Consider the following 16,804-nt stretch of genomic DNA (forward strand, 5'->3'; position numbering starts at 1 on the left):
TAAGAAATTAATTATTTAAACTAGGGGAATTTATAATGAAAGATGAAGAATATATCGAAACTGTTGTCATTGGTGGCGGATGTTTTTGGTGTGTCGAAGCAATGTTAAGCCAATTCAAAGGTATCAAAGAAATTATGCCTGGCTATGCAGGGGGACATACTGAAAATCCAACTTATAAACAAGTTTATACCGATCTAACAGGACATGCAGAAGTTGTCAAAATTTCATTTGATACTCGTTTGATTATGATTGAAGATATTTTTCGTATTTTCTTTTTAACCCATGACCCAACGACACTAAATGCACAAGGTGCAGATGTAGGCACAAGATACCGCTCCGTTATTCTTCCTGCTAATAAAGAACAAGAAAAAGCTGCAATTTTAATCAAGAACGAGATTGAAAAAGCTGATATTTGGGACAAACCCATTGTGACAGAGATAAAAAAATTAGATCATTTTTATCCCGCAGAAATAGAGCATAAAAATTATTTCGAATTGCACCCTGAGGTAGCTTATTGCCAAGCTGTAATCGCCCCCAAGGTGCTTAAAGTTCGTAAAGAATTTACTGATTATTTAAAAAAATAATGATTTATTGTTTAACGGTTTTATCATCTTCATCCAAAAAGAATTGATCTGATTCTTCATCAAAATCGAATATCTCGGCATAACGTGCCCATCCAATAATGGTGGATAACGTTTGCCTTGCATATTCTGGTGACATTGTATCTTTTAATTCGTCCCTAAATCTTTCCGCGCTGGCTCGATGATTAGAACGTTCATCCAATACACTGCGAATAGCACGAATCAAAGTTACATTTTTGACAAGACTATGTCTGAAGATATCTTTTCGTTCTTCGATCTCAGAGTGAACCAGTTCTTTTCCTAGCTCTGTAAGGATAATATCCCCCTCTGCCATGTCAGCGAAACCCAGCATTTGCAAAGTTTCTCCAATAGGTAACAAATCATCCAGTTCCATTTGTAAACTTTGTGCAAGTTTAGGTAAATCAGCACGACCTTTATATGGTTCTGCTAACAAAGCTTCGACCATTCCGATCATTAAATTCATAGACATCGGCGGAATTGCTACAAATTGATTACTGTTTGCTTGTTTAACATCCAAATTATCAGGGCTTATTTTAGCTGGTTCACGATGCGTCATTAATGTGTAGATTTTATCTACTAATTGACGAAACGCAAAATCTTCACGGTTACGAGGATGAGGGAAAGTAACCTCTACTTCATGTGCAACACTTCCTGGGTTTGAAGAAAAAATCAACAAACGGTCACACATTAAAACAGCTTCTTCAATACTATGGGTAACAATCAGCATAGCCTTTACAGGTAGCTTTTTTTCAACCCATAACTCAATTAAGTCGGTACGTAGATTTTCAGCAGTTAATACGTCTAAAGCAGAAAAGGGCTCATCCATCAAAAGTAAGTCAGGATGCACAACAAGGGCTCTGGCTAACCCAACACGTTGGCGCATACCCCCAGATAGTTCTTTTGGATAGGCTTTTTCATATCCACCCAATCCAATCAAATCAATAGCCTCTTCTGCTAATTGTTCGCGCTCTTTTTTATTAACACCTTTGGCCTCTAATCCAAGTTGCACATTATCTTGCACTGTAAGCCAAGGAAAAAGAGCAAAGGATTGAAAAACCATTGCAACTCCTTCGGCAGGGCCAGATAAGATTTGATCTTTCCAACGAACTTCACCTTTGGTTGGTGCTAATAATCCAGCAACAATACGCAGTAAGGTTGATTTTCCAGAACCCGAACGTCCCAATAGGCCGACAATCTCACCACTTTTAAGTGTAACATTAACATCATCCAATACCACTAATTCTGAGTGGTTCTCTTTCGGATAAGATTGTTTACAATTTTTTACCTCGATCAAGGTTTCTTGAGTATTCATACTTTAACTTCCTCTTACGAAAAGGATAGGCGACGTCGAGCATAATCATACAGAGGATGCCAAACTAAACGATTAAATAAAATAACAAACGTAGACATAACAACCATACCCAGACCCACTTGGAAAACATCTCCAGCATCGGTCGCCTCGGCAATATAAGCCCCAAGCCCGGTTGCTTTTAAAGTATCATTTCCCCAGCTGGCAACTTCGGCCGCAATTGATGCATTCCATGCTCCACCGCAGGCTGTCAATGCCCCCGTGATATAATACGGGAAAATCGCGGGTAACATAACTTTGGACCACCAAAGCCATCCTTTAATATGAAAACTTTTTGATGCCTCTCTAAGGTCTCCTGGAAATGTAGAAGCTCCACCAACAACATTAAATAAAATATACCATTGGGTTCCCAATATCATCAAAGGGGTTAACCATATTTCTTTATTCAAACCAAAATGTACAATACCTACAACAAAAAAGGGAAAAAATAAGTTGGCAGGAAAGGCCGCCATGAATTGTGCTGCAACTTGGGTTCTTTTAGCCCACTGAGGGCGCAATCCAAGCCAAATACCTGCTGGCACCCAAATAATTGTAGCAATAATGATCATAACCACTACGCGAATTAAGGTAATAAATCCAAGACCAATAACATGCAACACTTCTTCAAACGAGATATGCCCATAGACGGATTGGTAAATAAAATAAGCAGCTGCTATCCCTAGCAAACACAAGATCGTCACATAAATAATATCGATCGTTTTTGAAGAGATGATATTTTTAGACAAATATGATTGTCTAAATGGGCGTTTACCAATCGGTAAGATTGCGATCCTGTGTGCAAATCCCTCAATATAATCCGAAATCCAACGTATAAAGCTGGTACGATGCATAAGGCGTAATAACCAAGGAGTTGTATCCGTATCGCTATTTGTTGTTTCAAAGCGAAACTTAGCAGACCACGCTACAAGAGGACGGAATAATAATTGATCATAAGCTAAGATAACAAATAGCATTGCCCCAATAGCATAAAAAATAGCAGCTAGATCTTTATGTACAATTGCCGTTCCGACATAAGAACCAATACCAGGAAGGGTGATTTCAGTGTTACCTACAGAAATAGTTTCTGAATAGACAATCATAAACCAACCACCAGACATGGACATCATCATATTCCAGATTAACCCTGGCATAGCTGCAGGAACTTCTAGTTTCCAAAATCGTTGCCAAGAGGTTAACCCAAAGCACTTAGCTGCTTCGCTCATATCCTCTGGAATGGTTTTTAGAGATTGATACATGCTGAATGCCATATTCCAGGCTTGACTTGTAAAAATCGTAAAAATAGCAGCTAGCTCAACACCAATAATTTGCCCTGGGAATAATCCCATAAAAAATACGACCGTAAAAGTTAGAAACCCTAGAATAGGAACTGACTGTAAAATATCTAATATAGGAACCAAAATCATTTCGGCTCTTCGGCTTTTTGCTGCTACCACAGCATAAGTAAACGTAAAAACCAAAGAAGCAAAAAGGGCTGCAAACATTCGTAATGTTGTTCGTATTGCATACCCAGGAAGATATGATGGATCCAGGTTAATTGCCTGAGCACTAGGGATATTTAAAGGTTGTAGTACATGCCGCGTTGCCGATGCAATGGCAACCCCAAGTGCGATAACACACAGGATAGTAATAACATCAAAAAAATTCGGTTTTGCCCGAGCAGCAACGCTGGCGGGGATATTGTCTTTTGCCATTGAACCCGCCTTTATCCTTATATAATTGTTAATGTGGTAATGAAGAATATAGCATTAAAACAAGATACTAAGCATCTCATTTTAATGAATTTTTTATTAAAATTTAATGGCCTGTACTGCCAAAACCACCACTCGATCGTTCGGTGTCATCTAAACTGTCGGTTTCCTGCCACACACCACGCACAACAGGCGTTAATACAGCTTGGGCAATACGCATTCCACGTTCAATGATAAAAGATTCTTTATCTGTATTGATAAGAATAACTTTAATCTCACCACGATAATCTTCATCAATTGTTCCAGGAGAATTTGGAAGCATAATACCGTATTTTAACGCAAGTCCTGAACGAGGGCGAATTTGTAATTCATATCCCACAGGTAACGCAATTTGCAAACCAGTAGGAATAAGTAGTCTTGCTTGGGGGAGAAGTATGATAGGTTCATCAACAGCTGCTAATAAATCCATACCCGCAGCACCCGCAGTAGCATAAGAGGGTAATGGTAAATCTTTGGCATGTGCCAATCGTTTTACCAAAATAATAGGGAAGGGTGGTAATGTCATAACGTTACCCCTTATGTTTTAATGATTAAAAAACTTAATGATTTCTTTAGTTAACAAACGGCCAATTTCTCTTTTATCAGCGCGTTTAAAATGTTGCTTATCAGAGGATGACAAGATTGTCACCTCATTTTCGACTCCTCCCATGATTTTTGTATCAGGGCTTACATCATTAACTACAATCCAATCACAGTTTTTACGTTTTCTTTTCGCATCTGCATTATCTAACAAATCGTTTGTTTCCGCGGCAAAACCAATAACAAGCTTAGGACGATTGATATTTTTCTGAGCAATCGTTGCTAAAATATCTGGGTTTGTTATCAAATCAAAAGTTGGCGTTTGTGCATCACCTGTTTTTTTTATTTTTTTAATTGAGATATTTTTAACACGCCAGTCAGCTACTGCTGCGGTCATTACGGCTATATCGACTGGAATATTAGATAAACAAGCATCCAGCATTTCTTGAGCCGTTTGCACAGAAATAAGACGAATATTCTGTGGGGGAAGTAAAGAAACTGGTCCTGAAATTAATGTAACCTGAGCTCCAGCGTCATGTAACTCTTCAGCAATGGCATATCCTTGGCGACCCGAAGAATAATTTCCTAAAAATCGCACTGGATCAATCGGTTCATAGGTTGGCCCTGCTGTGACTAACGCAGTTTTTCCAGATAGTGGCTTTGTCGCAGTAAAATAATGCTTAACTTGATTAATCATTGTTTCAGGAGCGATTAAACGACCAAACCCATACTCTCCACAAGCCATATCCCCTTGATCTGGTCCTACAAACACAATATCTCGTTGCTTCAATTTTTGTATATTCTCTTGAGTTGCTGCATTTTCCCACATTTGCACATTCATAGCAGGAGCAACAAAAACAGGGGTAGTCGGTAATGTTGCCAGCAGCAGTGCGCTGGCCAAATCATCAGCCAACCCCGTTGCCATTTTAGCTATTAAATCAGCGCTGGCTGGATAAATAATAACCATATCAGCTTGCCTGCTAAGGGTAATATGTTCGATTTCGCTTGTTTGAGTGAGAGCGAATAAATCTTGATATACTTCCTGTTCACTGAGGGTTTGAACAGAAAGAGGTGTTATGAATTGTTCTCCGCCCTTAGTAAGAATACATTTTACATTCATCCCTTGAGTGCGTAGCAATCGAATAAACTCAAGGGCTTTGAAAGCAGCAATACCACCACTAATAATCAAAAGAATATTTTTTTTCATCAGCTAAAGCTCTCTTAAATTTCTTACTAGGATCGTAAAGTTTTATATTTTGGTTAATACTGTAAAAACAGGATCTTCTTGAGTAATTATGACATAATCTGGATTATTGTCGAAAGCGGGAATAATAAATAAAGGATTGATCCAATCATCTTTATTGACCGCTTTAAAAATATAATCTAGCAGATCATTTTTGTTAGTTTCAATAACATTCCCTGTTAAAAAACGGTTTTACTTTATATCTTGGATGATTACTTATAATCAAATAGCGATGATAAATTACGAGCTTAAACAATCCATCCAATTCAATGTTTTTTTGTAGTTTATAGTTTCAATTAACTTTAAAAAAAACATAAAGATATTTGAGGCTTTTTTTTGATCAAATATCTTTGCTTTACGTAAATTAGAAAAACTATATTCCATTATGATAGAAGCCATTAAGGCTTTTTATTAATTTTGAGATTAAATACGCCATCCAGAGTGAATTGCAGCAATACCTCCAGAAAGATTTTGATAAGTTACCCGTTCTAACCCTGCATTTTCCATCATGCCTTTTAATGTTTCTTGATTAGGAAACATGCGAATACTCTCAGCTAAATATTGATAGCTGTCTCCATCCTTGGCAATGATTTGACCAATCCGTGGAAGTGCTTGAAAAGACCATGCATCATACAAAGGGCGTAACATAGGAATGATAAGCTTAGAAAACTCTAAACATAAAAAACGACCACCTGGTTTTAAGACACGACGTGCTTCAGCAAGAACATTGTCTTTATTCGTGCAGTTACGCAAACCAAAAGAAATAGTCACACGATCTACTGAGCGATCAGGCAAACAGATTTTTTCGCCATCGACGCAAAAAAGATTAATATTTTTAACATAACCTTTATCAAAAGCACGGCTTTGTCCAACACTTAACATACTATAATTTACATCGGTTAAATAAGCAGGGCCGCCTCCATTTTTTAACCAACCAAATGTAATATCGCCTGTTCCCCCCGCAAGATCTAACAAAGTCAGATTCGGTCTGGGAGCTAGTTCTTGAATAAAAATTTTCTTCCAAACACGATGAATTCCCAAAGACATTAAATCATTCATCACATCATATTTAGAGGCAACACTGTCGAATACCTCTCTGACCATCGAAGATTTTTCTGTTTGATTAACTTTACGAAACCCAAAATCTGTGACTTGATCTTCTTCTGCAAAAGAAGAATGATTGTTATTATTATTCATGTGATTATTTTTAAGAAAAACCTATGCCAGAATTACCAGAAGTCGAAACGATTAAACGAGGACTAGAAAATAGTCTAAAGAATCAGACCGTTTTATCTGTAAAATGTCATCGTGATACGCTACGTCAAGTCATTCCAAGACGAATAGAGTCCGATTTAACACATGCCAAGATGATCAACTTTGCCAGACGAGGTAAATATATCTTAATCGGGCTAAATAACCAACAAACTATTTTATTTCATTTGGGTATGTCAGGAAAAATAATTATTAGCCCTGAAATTATCAATTCCACCATACAAAAGCACGAGCATATGACCCTAATTACCCAAGAGGGGCAAAGATTAAGTTATATTGATCCTCGGCGTTTTGGAGTAATAGATTTATATCCAAGTGCACAAATCCATCCTTTATTAAGGCGTATGGGGCCAGAACCTTTGGGGGATAATGCTTATCAACAAACTCTGATCATACATTTGCAAAAATATTTAGCGAATAAGAAACAACCTATTAAGCTGACTTTATTAGACCAGCATATAATTTCAGGCCTAGGAAATATATATGTATGTGAAGCATTGTTTCTTGCTGGGATTTCACCATTAAGAGAGTCTAAAACGTTAAAGCATTCTGAAATTATTAAAATCGTTAAAAGAATTCAAGAAATATTAACCCAAGCCATCGAAGCTGGAGGGTCGAGTATACGTGACTATGTTCATTCGGATGGCAAAAAAGGATATTTTCAAATGCAATGGAAAGTTTATGGTAAAGAACATGATTTATGCATAAATTGTTTGACAAAAGGAAAGAAAATAGGAATAAAACGGATAACTCAAGGCGGAAGATCCAGCTTTTATTGTGATAATTGTCAAAAATAAAAGATATTTCCCTTGACGGGGCTTAAATAAAAGATTAAAAATCTGGTTTTAATTAGTATATCATCTTATTGATATTAGTTTGTTTTTATAAGAAGAAGTAAACAGGAAATCCATGGCGAATATCGCATCTGCGCGTAAGCGTATACGTCAAACGTTAAAACGTACCGAGAGAAACAAAGCTCGCAGATCAAGAGTACGTACGTTTGTTAAAAAAGTAGAAGAAGCTATTTCTTCTGGTAACAAAGAAGAAGCAGTCGTAGCTCTTCGTAATGCACAGCCAGAAATGCAAAGAGCATGCGGGAAAGGTGTTGCACACAAAAATACTGTGGCACGTAAGATTTCTCGTCTATCTCACAGAATTAAAAGCATTGTATCTGCTTAATCTTGTGTTAAAAGTAAAATAATAAATAAACAAAAGATATTTTACCTTTTGTTTATTTATCTATAAAACTATTAAAAAACCGACGAATGTTTTCATTCATCGGATTTTTTTTGTCTATAATAATAAAAATATTTGATGCTTTATAAAACATATGAAGCAGTGTATCCTTTATACATATCACTCGTTATTTAACCTAAGAGCCGAGCCCCAATCGCCAATGTCTGATTTTACCGAAGAATCTAACGAATTTACGCTCTCCTTAAAAGATGCAGATCCAGAAACCTTGAAAAGCATTTTAGAAATTCATTGGGATCGTATTTGCTCTCGCTTGAAAATCGAAGTGGGTGAAGTTGAATATCGTACATGGCTTCAACAAATTACTCTAGGTGGAATAGAAGAGGACGAATTAACTCTTTATTTACCTACGCGATTTTTGCGGGACTGGGTAAGATCACAATATAATAGTAAATTAAATCAACTCTGGAACAGCGAGCTTTCTCAGATTCGTCGTGTAGAGTTGGCTTTAACCATTCCATCAGCAAATTCGGAAGATAGCCCTACTAAAACGGAAGTTACTCAAGAAAATCATATAGCCTCGCCGTCAAATAGAACAAACAAAGATAGCACTCAACCTATTCAAGAAAGATCTGTTCCAATTACAGATAATAAAGAAGATGAGGGCAGTAAACTTCCTTTACAAACACAACTTGACCCACGATTTACCTTTGATAATTTTATTGTTGGCAAACCTAATGAATTTGCTTATGCATGTTCAAGGCGTGTAGCAGAACGCCCTTCTAGTCCTGGATTTAACCCATTATTTTTATATGGTGGTGTTGGTTTAGGTAAAACACATCTCATGCATGCAATAGGGTTCGAACTGGCCCAAGCAGGTAATATTTCTGTATCTTATATGTCTGCAGAAAAATTTATGTATCGTTTTATTGCTTCTATTCGTTCCCAATCTACCATTGAATTTAAAGAAGAGTTACGCTCTGTTGATGTATTGATGATTGATGATTTACAGTTTCTTATTGGCAAAGATAATACACAAGAAGAATTCTTTCATACATTCAACGCATTGATTGATGCGGGAAGACAGATTATTGTTTCTGCGGATAAATCACCGTCGGATCTTTCAGGTTTAGAAGATCGTTTACGCACCCGTTTAGGATGTGGTATGGTAGCAGACATCCATGCAACGACTTATGAGCTGCGCATTTCTATTCTTGAAGCCAAAGCTGCTTCGGCAAAAGTTGTTATCTCTCCGAAAGTTTTGGAATTTTTAGCTCACAAAATAACAACGAATGTCAGAGAACTTGAAGGCGCTTTAAATCGATTAATCGCACATGCGAACTTATTTGGTCGCCCTATTACTTTGGAAGCTACTCAAGAAGTTCTACATGATATTTTGAAATCTCATGAACGACGAGTTACAATTGAGGAAATTCAAAGAAAAGTTTCAGAACATTGTAATATTCGCCAAACAGATATGACTTCTGCTCGTCGAGCCAGAGCCGTTGCTAGACCCAGACAAATTGCTATGTATTTAGCCAAACAACTAACCAGCCGTTCTTTACCCGAAATTGGTCGTAAATTTGGTAACAGAGATCACACGACTGTGATGCATGCAATTAGCCGTATTTCTGAACTAATTGAAAAAGACAGTGCTTTTGCTGAGGATGTCGAGCTTTTACGCAGAATGTTGGAAAGCTGATTCATTTTTTTGTAGAAAAAAGCCTAATATTCTGTTACTAAATAAAGATTCATAGCATATATAAATGTTTACATATTACAGAATAGGTCATAGTTGATGAAGCTGAAAGTTGATCGCACTATTTTACTTAAAGCCCTGGCACATATTCAAAGTGTTGCAGAAAAACGTAACACTATTCCCATTCTTGCCAATGTTTTAATCGAAGTGCAAGACGGAATGATGACATTAACCGCAACTGATATGGAAATTGCGATTGTCGAAACCATTCCAGCCGAATCATTGGAAAATGGTGCTGTTACAGCACCAGCATCAGTTCTATATGAAATTGTTCGTAAACTGCCAGATACTGCACAAATTGAATTAACACATACGAATGATGACATGCCTTTATCCCTTCGTGCAGGAAAGTATGCAACAAGTTTAAATGTTTTAAATGTCGATGAATTTCCATCTATGACATCTGGGGATTTTCCACATCAGTTTAATATTCCAACTGAAACATTGAAAAAACTGATTGAGCAAACGCGTTTTGCTATTTCTACCGAAGAAACTCGTTATTACCTTAATGGTATTTATTTACATATTATGGAAACGAGTGAAGGAAATAAAAAACTTTGTGCGGTTGCAACCGATGGTCATCGACTTGCTAGAGTAGAAAGCGTAATGCCAGAGGGTTCTGAAAATATTCCAGGAATTATTATTCCTCGTAAAACTGTATATGAGGCTTATAAATTGCTTGAAGAAGCAAATGATGAGATCTCATTATCTGTTTCTGATACTCGTATTCAATTTAAATTTGGATATATTACATTAACGTCTAAATTAATTGATGGTACGTTTCCAGAATATGAACGCGTAATTCCTAAAAACAATACCAAGATATTACGTGTTGGAAAACAAGATTTTGCGACAGCTGTTGCTCGTGTTGCTGCTATCAGTATGGAACGTTCAAAGCCAGTTAAATTATCATTAGATAACAACTCTCTGATTTTATCAGCCAGCAGTGTTGATCAGGGCAATGCCAAAGAAGAACTTGACGAAACGCAAGTACAATATGACGGCGGCCCACTTGAAATTGGATTTCAAGCACGTTATCTAAATGACATTACTGATCAAATTGACAGTCAAGTAGAGTTTGTATTGGCTGATAATTCAGCACCGACTATTGTGCGTGATGTTGATGATATGTCTGCTTTATATGTTCTAATGCCAATGCGAGTTTAATGTTTAATTTTTGTGCTCTGTAAAGTTAGGGATGACTTCTTTACTTCGTCTTACCTTGACTAATTTTCGTAATTACGATCGGTTGGTTTGGTCACCCTCTGCTCAAAAAATAGTTGTTTATGGAGCAAATGGTAGTGGTAAAACAAATTTGCTGGAGGCTTTATCTCTTCTGGTTCCTGGAAGAGGATTAAGAAAAAGTCGTGTTGAAGATCTTGTCAAATCTGATCGTCAACACTTAGGGTGGGGAGTTGTTGGACAATTTTCGCACCCTCTTATCAATAATTTCGAAATTGGTACAGGGTGTTTTCCTAACAATAACAAAAAACAATTTCGCCTAAATGAAACACCAGTGCGCAGTCAGCATGAAATATCACAGTATTTATCTGCTGTTTGGTTAACGCCACAAATGGATCAGTTATTTTCTCAGAGTGCAGGAGGGCGCAGACGTTTTCTGGATCGATTAATTATTACAATGGAAAATTTTCATACCAAAGAAGTCTTTGCATATGAAAAATCTATGAGCCAACGCAATAAACTTCTGGCAAATAATAATTATGATCCCAATTGGTTGAACGCTATTGAAGAATCAATGGCTAGACATGCAGTAGCTATCACTGCAACCCGAAACACTTTCATTCATCAAATGAATCAATTAAGAATTATTAATGGCGTGTTTCCCGAAGCCATCCTTAAGCTACAATGTCCTATTGCTGATCGTTTAATGCAAGAACCAGCTATTGTGGTTGAGGACTTCCTTCGTCAACAATGGAAAAAAGATCGGCACCCTGATGCTCAAAGCAGATCTACACGCTTTGGTATTCATCGTTCTGATGTAATATTTATAGAAAAAAAATCACAAACACCAGCTGGTATGGCAAGTACGGGTCAACAAAAAGCATTATTAATTGGGATAATACTCAAGTTGACCGAGTTAATTAAAAGTCAAAATATCAGTCTACCGTTATTGTTATTAGATGAACCTTTGGTTCATTTAGATGAGATTCATCGTCAAACGTTGCTTTCGACATTGTTAAATCTTGACAGTTTCACCATGATGACAGGAACAGATCATTCTTCTTTTAAACAATGCACGAAAAAGGCTGAATTTTTACAAATAATTCAGGGGGAAATCGTGTAAATCTTTTCTTTTTTATAGAAAATCTGCTATGATTTTCTTAATTTTCTCACTTTGTCTATTTTATAAAAAAGATAGCTATCTCGTTATTTCGGAGCCTTATCGATTATGGTCACCCCACAAAACCCTTCTACAGATTCATCTACAGATACCAATGATGAATATGGCGCATCTTCTATTTCTGTTTTAAGAGGACTGGAAGCCGTCAAAAAAAGACCTGGTATGTATATTGGTGATACGGATGACGGGTCTGGCTTGCACCATATGGTGTTTGAAATTATTGATAATGCTGTTGATGAAGCCCAAGCAGGATATGCAGATCAATGTACATTAACCCTTAATACGGATGGCAGTGTTACGGTCAGAGATAATGGACGTGGTATCCCTACTGATATTCATCACGAAGAAGGGGTCAGTGCGGCTGAGGTTGTATTAACAAAACTGCATGCTGGGGGTAAATTTAACCAAAATTCTTATAAAGTTTCTGGTGGATTACACGGTGTTGGTGCTGCTGTTGTAAATGCTTTATCTGAATGGATGGAAGTCCGTATTTGGCGTAATGGCAAAGAGCATTTTATTCGTTTTGAAAATGGGGATACGACTTGTCCTTTAAAAGAAATTGGCCCCAGTGATGAACCTACTGGCACCGAAGTTACCTTTAAAGCCAGTGACGAAATTTTTACCCATATTACATTTGAAATCGGAATATTAATTCGACGTCTTCGTGAGTTAGCATTCTTAAATTCAGGATTAAAAATTACTGTTACCGATAAACGCGAAGAAGAGGTAACAACAGAACAATTCCATTATGAAGGTGGATTAGAGGAATTTGTTAAATGGATGACAAGAGCCAAAAACAATCTTATTGAACCGATTAATGGCGATGTATATCATGAAAAAAGTAATATTAAAGTTGAATGCTCTTTGGTTTGGAATGACAGTTACAACGAACATGTTATTTGTTTCACCAACAATATTCCTCAAAAAGATGGGGGAACGCACCTTGCTGGATTTAGACAAGCTCTAACTCGTGTTGTAACGAAATACGCCGAAGGCGTTATGAATAAAAAAGAAACTTTAGCGTTGACTGGTGATGATATGAGAGAAGGCTTGACAGCTATTCTTTCTGTGAAAGTACCTGATCCCAAATTCTCATCACAAACCAAAGATAAGCTGGTTTCTTCAGAAGTACAACCAGTTGTGCAAAGCTGTATATCAGATGCTTTGGGGCATTGGTTTGAAACTCATCCCAAAGAAGCAAAAATTATTATTGCTAAAGCACTTGATGCTGCTTCTGCCAGAGAAGCCGCGCGTAAAGCACGCGAATTAACAAGACGTAAAGGCATATTAGATATTTCTTCTTTGCCTGGAAAACTTGCTGATTGCCAACAAAGAGACCCATCAAAATCTGAAATCTTTATTGTAGAGGGAGATTCTGCAGGCGGTACAGCAAAGCAGGGTAGGGATCGTCGTTTTCAAGCTATATTACCTTTAAAAGGTAAAATCCTAAATGTGGAACGGGCACGTTTTGATAGAATGCTGAATTCTGCCGAAATTGGTACTTTAATTACGGCTTTGGGAACAGGCATAGGTCGTGGTGAAGTTGAACAAGGTGGTTTTTCTATTGAAAAACTAAGGTATCATAAAATCGTTATTATGACAGATGCTGACGTTGATGGATCTCATATTCGAACCTTATTATTGACGTTCTTTTTCCGCCAAATGCCCGAGCTTATTGAAAAAGGCTATATCTATATTGCTCAACCACCTTTGTATCGTGCGAAAAGAGGAAATGATGAACGCTATCTGAAAAATGATGAAGCATTAGAAACCTATTTACTGGGTAAAGCCATACAAAATGCTATTCTAACTTTTTCAAATGGTAACAGTCTTTCTGGTGATAGTTTAACAACCGAAGTTCTTGAATATGCAAAAATTACACAAAAACTTCAGTCTTTGGAAAAACATGCACCTTTATGGATTTTAGAACAAGCAGTTATTAGTAAATTTTTACATGCTGATCCTGTTATGGCACAGCCTCATTTAGAGGATTTTCAAAATAGATTAAACGCATTATCTTTGCCTAATGAGCAAACTTGGAAAGTCACAAATGATGATACAGGAATAGGCATAAATCGCACAGTTAGAGGTGTTGGTGAAAATTATTTTATTCCAGCCTCTATTTTAAAAGGGCGTAATATTCATTGGATCAATACTCATCAAGATGCAATGACTCGTGATTTCTATGAAAGTGCAGTTTTGAGTATTGATAATAAAGAAGAAAAAATCAGTGGTCCAAGTGGCGTATATGAAAAATTATTCAATTACGGGAAAAAAGGCTTAACTATTAACCGCTTTAAAGGCTTAGGTGAAATGAATGATGACCAATTATGGAGCACGACTTTAGACCCAGCAACCAGAACTTTATTACAAGTAAGAGTCGGAGAAACAGAAGAGGCTGATCAAGTATTCACCACATTAATGGGCGATGTCGTAGAACCAAGAAAAGAATTTATTGTTAATAATGCGTTAAAAGTAGCAAATTTAGATATTTAGATTTTCATCATAAAAATAATACTCATTACTAAAGAAAGGCATTATTTTTATGTAGCATCTTTTAAAAAGAAATATTACTTTACAATTTATTTCATACCAATGAATTTATGTATAAAGGTTAAATTGTCTGATGTTTTGTCCCTTTTGTGGAAACGAAGATACCATGGTAAAAGATAGCCGTTCCACAGAAGATGGAACGGCTATTCGCAGAAGACGTGTTTGCACGAAATGTAATGAGCGTTTTACCACGCTGGAACGTGTTCAAACACGTGAAATTATGGTTTTAAAACGCAGTGGACAGCGCGTTCCTTTCGAAAAAGAAAAGCTGATCCGTTCTATTGATCTGGCAACACGTAAACGACCAATATCTGCTGAATCAATTGATCAGATTGCCAACAAGCTTGAAAAGCAATTTATTGATTTAGGTGAAAACTTGATTTCCTCTGAATCAATTGGTAGAGCCACTATGGAAATTTTAAAAGATATCGATAAAGTTGCATATGTTCGCTTTGCCAGCGTTTATTCTGATTTTAAAAATGTTAAAGATTTTGCAGAAATTTTGCAAACTATGGAACATCACGATATATAAAAGTTTTACTCTAAAATAAAGAATTTCACTTTAGGTTAACAATGAATACTAATACTCAAATTACTCAACGACCAAGAACTTTAACTCGAATTGCTATTGTTCAAGCCTTGTTTCAATGGGAGCAAGGGACTGAAAAAGCAGCGAATTTAATTATAGAACAGTTTTTATTGCACCGTATTGATCCTCAATGTAATGAAGAAATATATAATGATGGCAAGGCCTATATCCCTAATGTAAATTTGTTTAAAAATATAATTCAACAATTTGTGCATCAACACTCTGAAATTGATGTTATTTTAATCAAAACATTACCCAAAGATTGGCCTTTACATCGACTTGATCCTGTTGTGAGAGCAATTTTAAGAGCTGCAATTACAGAGTTACTCAATGATGCCAAAGATCCACCTACCAAAGTGGTTATTAATGAATATATTGATGTAACTCATGCTTTTTGTGAGGGAGATGAATCATCTTTAATCAATGGAATTTTAGATAATATAAGTCGTCAATTACGTCCTGAAAGCGCATCTTCTGCTGATCAAACATAAGGTTTCTATGCAAAACTTTCTTGCTCCTGAATTTCAATTCATTCACCAATATATAAAAAAATTGGCAGGAAAGGGTGCTTTAGGACTAACAGATGATGCTGCTATATTGTCTGTAGAACCTGAATATGAGCTGGTATTAACAGCAGATGCTATGGTTGAAAATGTACATTTTTTTTCCAGTGATGCTGTTGATTTAATCGCACAAAAATTGCTGCGTTGTAATTTATCAGACTTGGCGGGAATGGGGGCAGAACCTGTCGGATATCTTTTAACTGTGTCTTTGCCTAAACATTGCTTTAACGCTACGTGGTTTGAGCAATTCACCAGTGGTTTACAAAGAGATCAGGAGTTATTTCATATTTCCTTATTAGGTGGGGATACCACAAGTAACCCTCATAACATGTTTTTCTCTCTCACCGCTATTGGAAAAACATTAAAAAACAAATCCTTAAGAAGGAATAATGCCCAAGTTGGAGATGGTATTTGGGTTACAGGAACAATCGGCGATGCAGCTCTGGGGCTTTTGGCTCTAAAAAATGAAGTAAATGATGTGGATGGTTTTTTAACGCAGCGTTATCATTTACCCCAACCAAGACTAGGATTAAATCTTGTGGATATTGCATCGGCAGGAATGGATATTTCTGATGGTTTAATACAAGATTTAGGCCATTTAACTCGTGAAAGTCAAGTTGGAGCCATTATATACGCTGATCAAATACCATTATCTAAACAAGCTAAGATACTAGGTAATTCATATTTAGAAACTTGCTTAACTGGTGGTGATGATTATGAACTTTTGTTAACCATACCACAAGATAAAGAACAACAAGCAATTACTCAAAGTCATAAAGCAAATATTCCTTTAACTAAAATTGGTTATTGCACAGACCAACAAGGTTCTGTGATTTGTTATGATAGCAATAAGATTACAATGAATTTTAAAAATACAGGATGGAGTCATATTTAAGTTGATATATTTTTAATAAATTGAGTTGGCATAATATATATTATACGTTTTTTATTATAATTCAAAAATTACACCTATATCCTTAACAAACTTCAGAAATCTATGTTAACCTAAACTTTCAAATTTATTTTATATT

At 36.4% G+C, this 16,804-nt stretch carries 15 protein-coding genes; 10 read left to right on the forward strand and 5 right to left on the reverse strand.

All coding sequences use genetic code 11. The annotated features are described in order from the left end of the window. The first annotated feature begins 35 nt into the window (after positions 1-35). Positions 36-584, forward strand: coding sequence for a peptide-methionine (S)-S-oxide reductase MsrA (gene msrA, locus QMN76_RS01935; RefSeq protein ID WP_282023002.1), 549 nt, complete (start codon positions 36-38; stop codon positions 582-584). A gap of 4 nt (positions 585-588) precedes the next feature. Here msrA and QMN76_RS01940 read toward each other — a convergent pair whose 3' ends face one another. The 5 genes from QMN76_RS01940 to QMN76_RS01960 all read right to left on the reverse strand — a co-directional run bounded on the left by QMN76_RS01940 (position 589) and on the right by QMN76_RS01960 (position 6,678). Then, a complete protein-coding gene (locus tag QMN76_RS01940; RefSeq protein ID WP_034336950.1) occupies positions 589-1,914 on the reverse strand; it encodes an ABC transporter ATP-binding protein in 1,326 nt (441 codons plus the stop codon). 14 nt (positions 1,915-1,928) lie between these two features. Further along, positions 1,929-3,662: an ABC transporter permease gene (locus QMN76_RS01945; protein WP_282023001.1), complete on the reverse strand. Its 1,734-nt coding sequence runs from the start codon at positions 3,660-3,662 to the stop codon at positions 1,929-1,931. A 103-nt stretch (positions 3,663-3,765) separates the two neighbouring features. Further along, the gene (gene dut, locus QMN76_RS01950) at positions 3,766-4,224 is read right to left on the reverse strand and encodes a dUTP diphosphatase (protein WP_282023000.1); all 459 of its coding nucleotides are present in this window, start codon (positions 4,222-4,224) and stop codon (positions 3,766-3,768) included. An 18-nt stretch (positions 4,225-4,242) separates the two neighbouring features. After that, positions 4,243-5,445: a bifunctional phosphopantothenoylcysteine decarboxylase/phosphopantothenate--cysteine ligase CoaBC gene (gene coaBC, locus QMN76_RS01955; RefSeq protein WP_282022999.1), complete on the reverse strand. Its 1,203-nt coding sequence runs from the start codon at positions 5,443-5,445 to the stop codon at positions 4,243-4,245. 459 nt (positions 5,446-5,904) lie between these two features. Continuing rightward, a complete protein-coding gene (locus QMN76_RS01960; protein ID WP_282022998.1) occupies positions 5,905-6,678 on the reverse strand; it encodes a class I SAM-dependent methyltransferase in 774 nt (257 codons plus the stop codon). A gap of 23 nt (positions 6,679-6,701) precedes the next feature. On the opposite strand from QMN76_RS01960, the gene mutM reads away from it, so the two are divergent. The 9 genes from mutM (at position 6,702) to thiL (ending at position 16,668) form a co-directional block, all read left to right on the forward strand. Further along, positions 6,702-7,550, forward strand: coding sequence for a bifunctional DNA-formamidopyrimidine glycosylase/DNA-(apurinic or apyrimidinic site) lyase (gene mutM / locus QMN76_RS01965; protein WP_034336938.1), 849 nt, complete (start codon positions 6,702-6,704; stop codon positions 7,548-7,550). Positions 7,551-7,662: 112 nt separating this feature from the next. Then, on the forward strand, positions 7,663-7,932 hold the full coding sequence (gene rpsT, locus QMN76_RS01970) for a 30S ribosomal protein S20 (RefSeq protein ID WP_034336935.1): 270 nt from the start codon (positions 7,663-7,665) through the stop codon (positions 7,930-7,932). A gap of 217 nt (positions 7,933-8,149) precedes the next feature. Continuing rightward, complete coding sequence (gene dnaA / locus QMN76_RS01975) at positions 8,150-9,649, forward strand: chromosomal replication initiator protein DnaA (protein WP_282022997.1); 1,500 nt, start codon at positions 8,150-8,152, stop codon at positions 9,647-9,649. 96 nt (positions 9,650-9,745) lie between these two features. Next, positions 9,746-10,873, forward strand: coding sequence for a DNA polymerase III subunit beta (gene dnaN, locus QMN76_RS01980; protein WP_034336931.1), 1,128 nt, complete (start codon positions 9,746-9,748; stop codon positions 10,871-10,873). Between the two features lie 31 nt (positions 10,874-10,904). Continuing rightward, positions 10,905-12,011, forward strand: a complete 1,107-nt coding sequence (gene recF / locus QMN76_RS01985) for a DNA replication/repair protein RecF (RefSeq protein ID WP_282065648.1) — start codon at positions 10,905-10,907, stop codon at positions 12,009-12,011. 105 nt (positions 12,012-12,116) lie between these two features. After that, complete coding sequence (gene gyrB / locus QMN76_RS01990) at positions 12,117-14,564, forward strand: DNA topoisomerase (ATP-hydrolyzing) subunit B (RefSeq protein WP_282022994.1); 2,448 nt, start codon at positions 12,117-12,119, stop codon at positions 14,562-14,564. Between the two features lie 130 nt (positions 14,565-14,694). Continuing rightward, positions 14,695-15,153, forward strand: a complete 459-nt coding sequence (gene nrdR, locus QMN76_RS01995) for a transcriptional regulator NrdR (RefSeq protein WP_282022993.1) — start codon at positions 14,695-14,697, stop codon at positions 15,151-15,153. A gap of 41 nt (positions 15,154-15,194) precedes the next feature. After that, complete coding sequence (gene nusB, locus QMN76_RS02000) at positions 15,195-15,701, forward strand: transcription antitermination factor NusB (protein ID WP_282022992.1); 507 nt, start codon at positions 15,195-15,197, stop codon at positions 15,699-15,701. A 7-nt stretch (positions 15,702-15,708) separates the two neighbouring features. Continuing rightward, positions 15,709-16,668, forward strand: coding sequence for a thiamine-phosphate kinase (thiL, locus tag QMN76_RS02005; protein ID WP_282065650.1), 960 nt, complete (start codon positions 15,709-15,711; stop codon positions 16,666-16,668). Positions 16,669-16,804: the final 136 nt, after the last annotated feature.

This window comes from Commensalibacter papalotli (ex Botero et al. 2024) (assembly GCF_947179115.1).
Lineage (GTDB): Bacteria > Pseudomonadota > Alphaproteobacteria > Acetobacterales > Acetobacteraceae > Commensalibacter > Commensalibacter papalotli.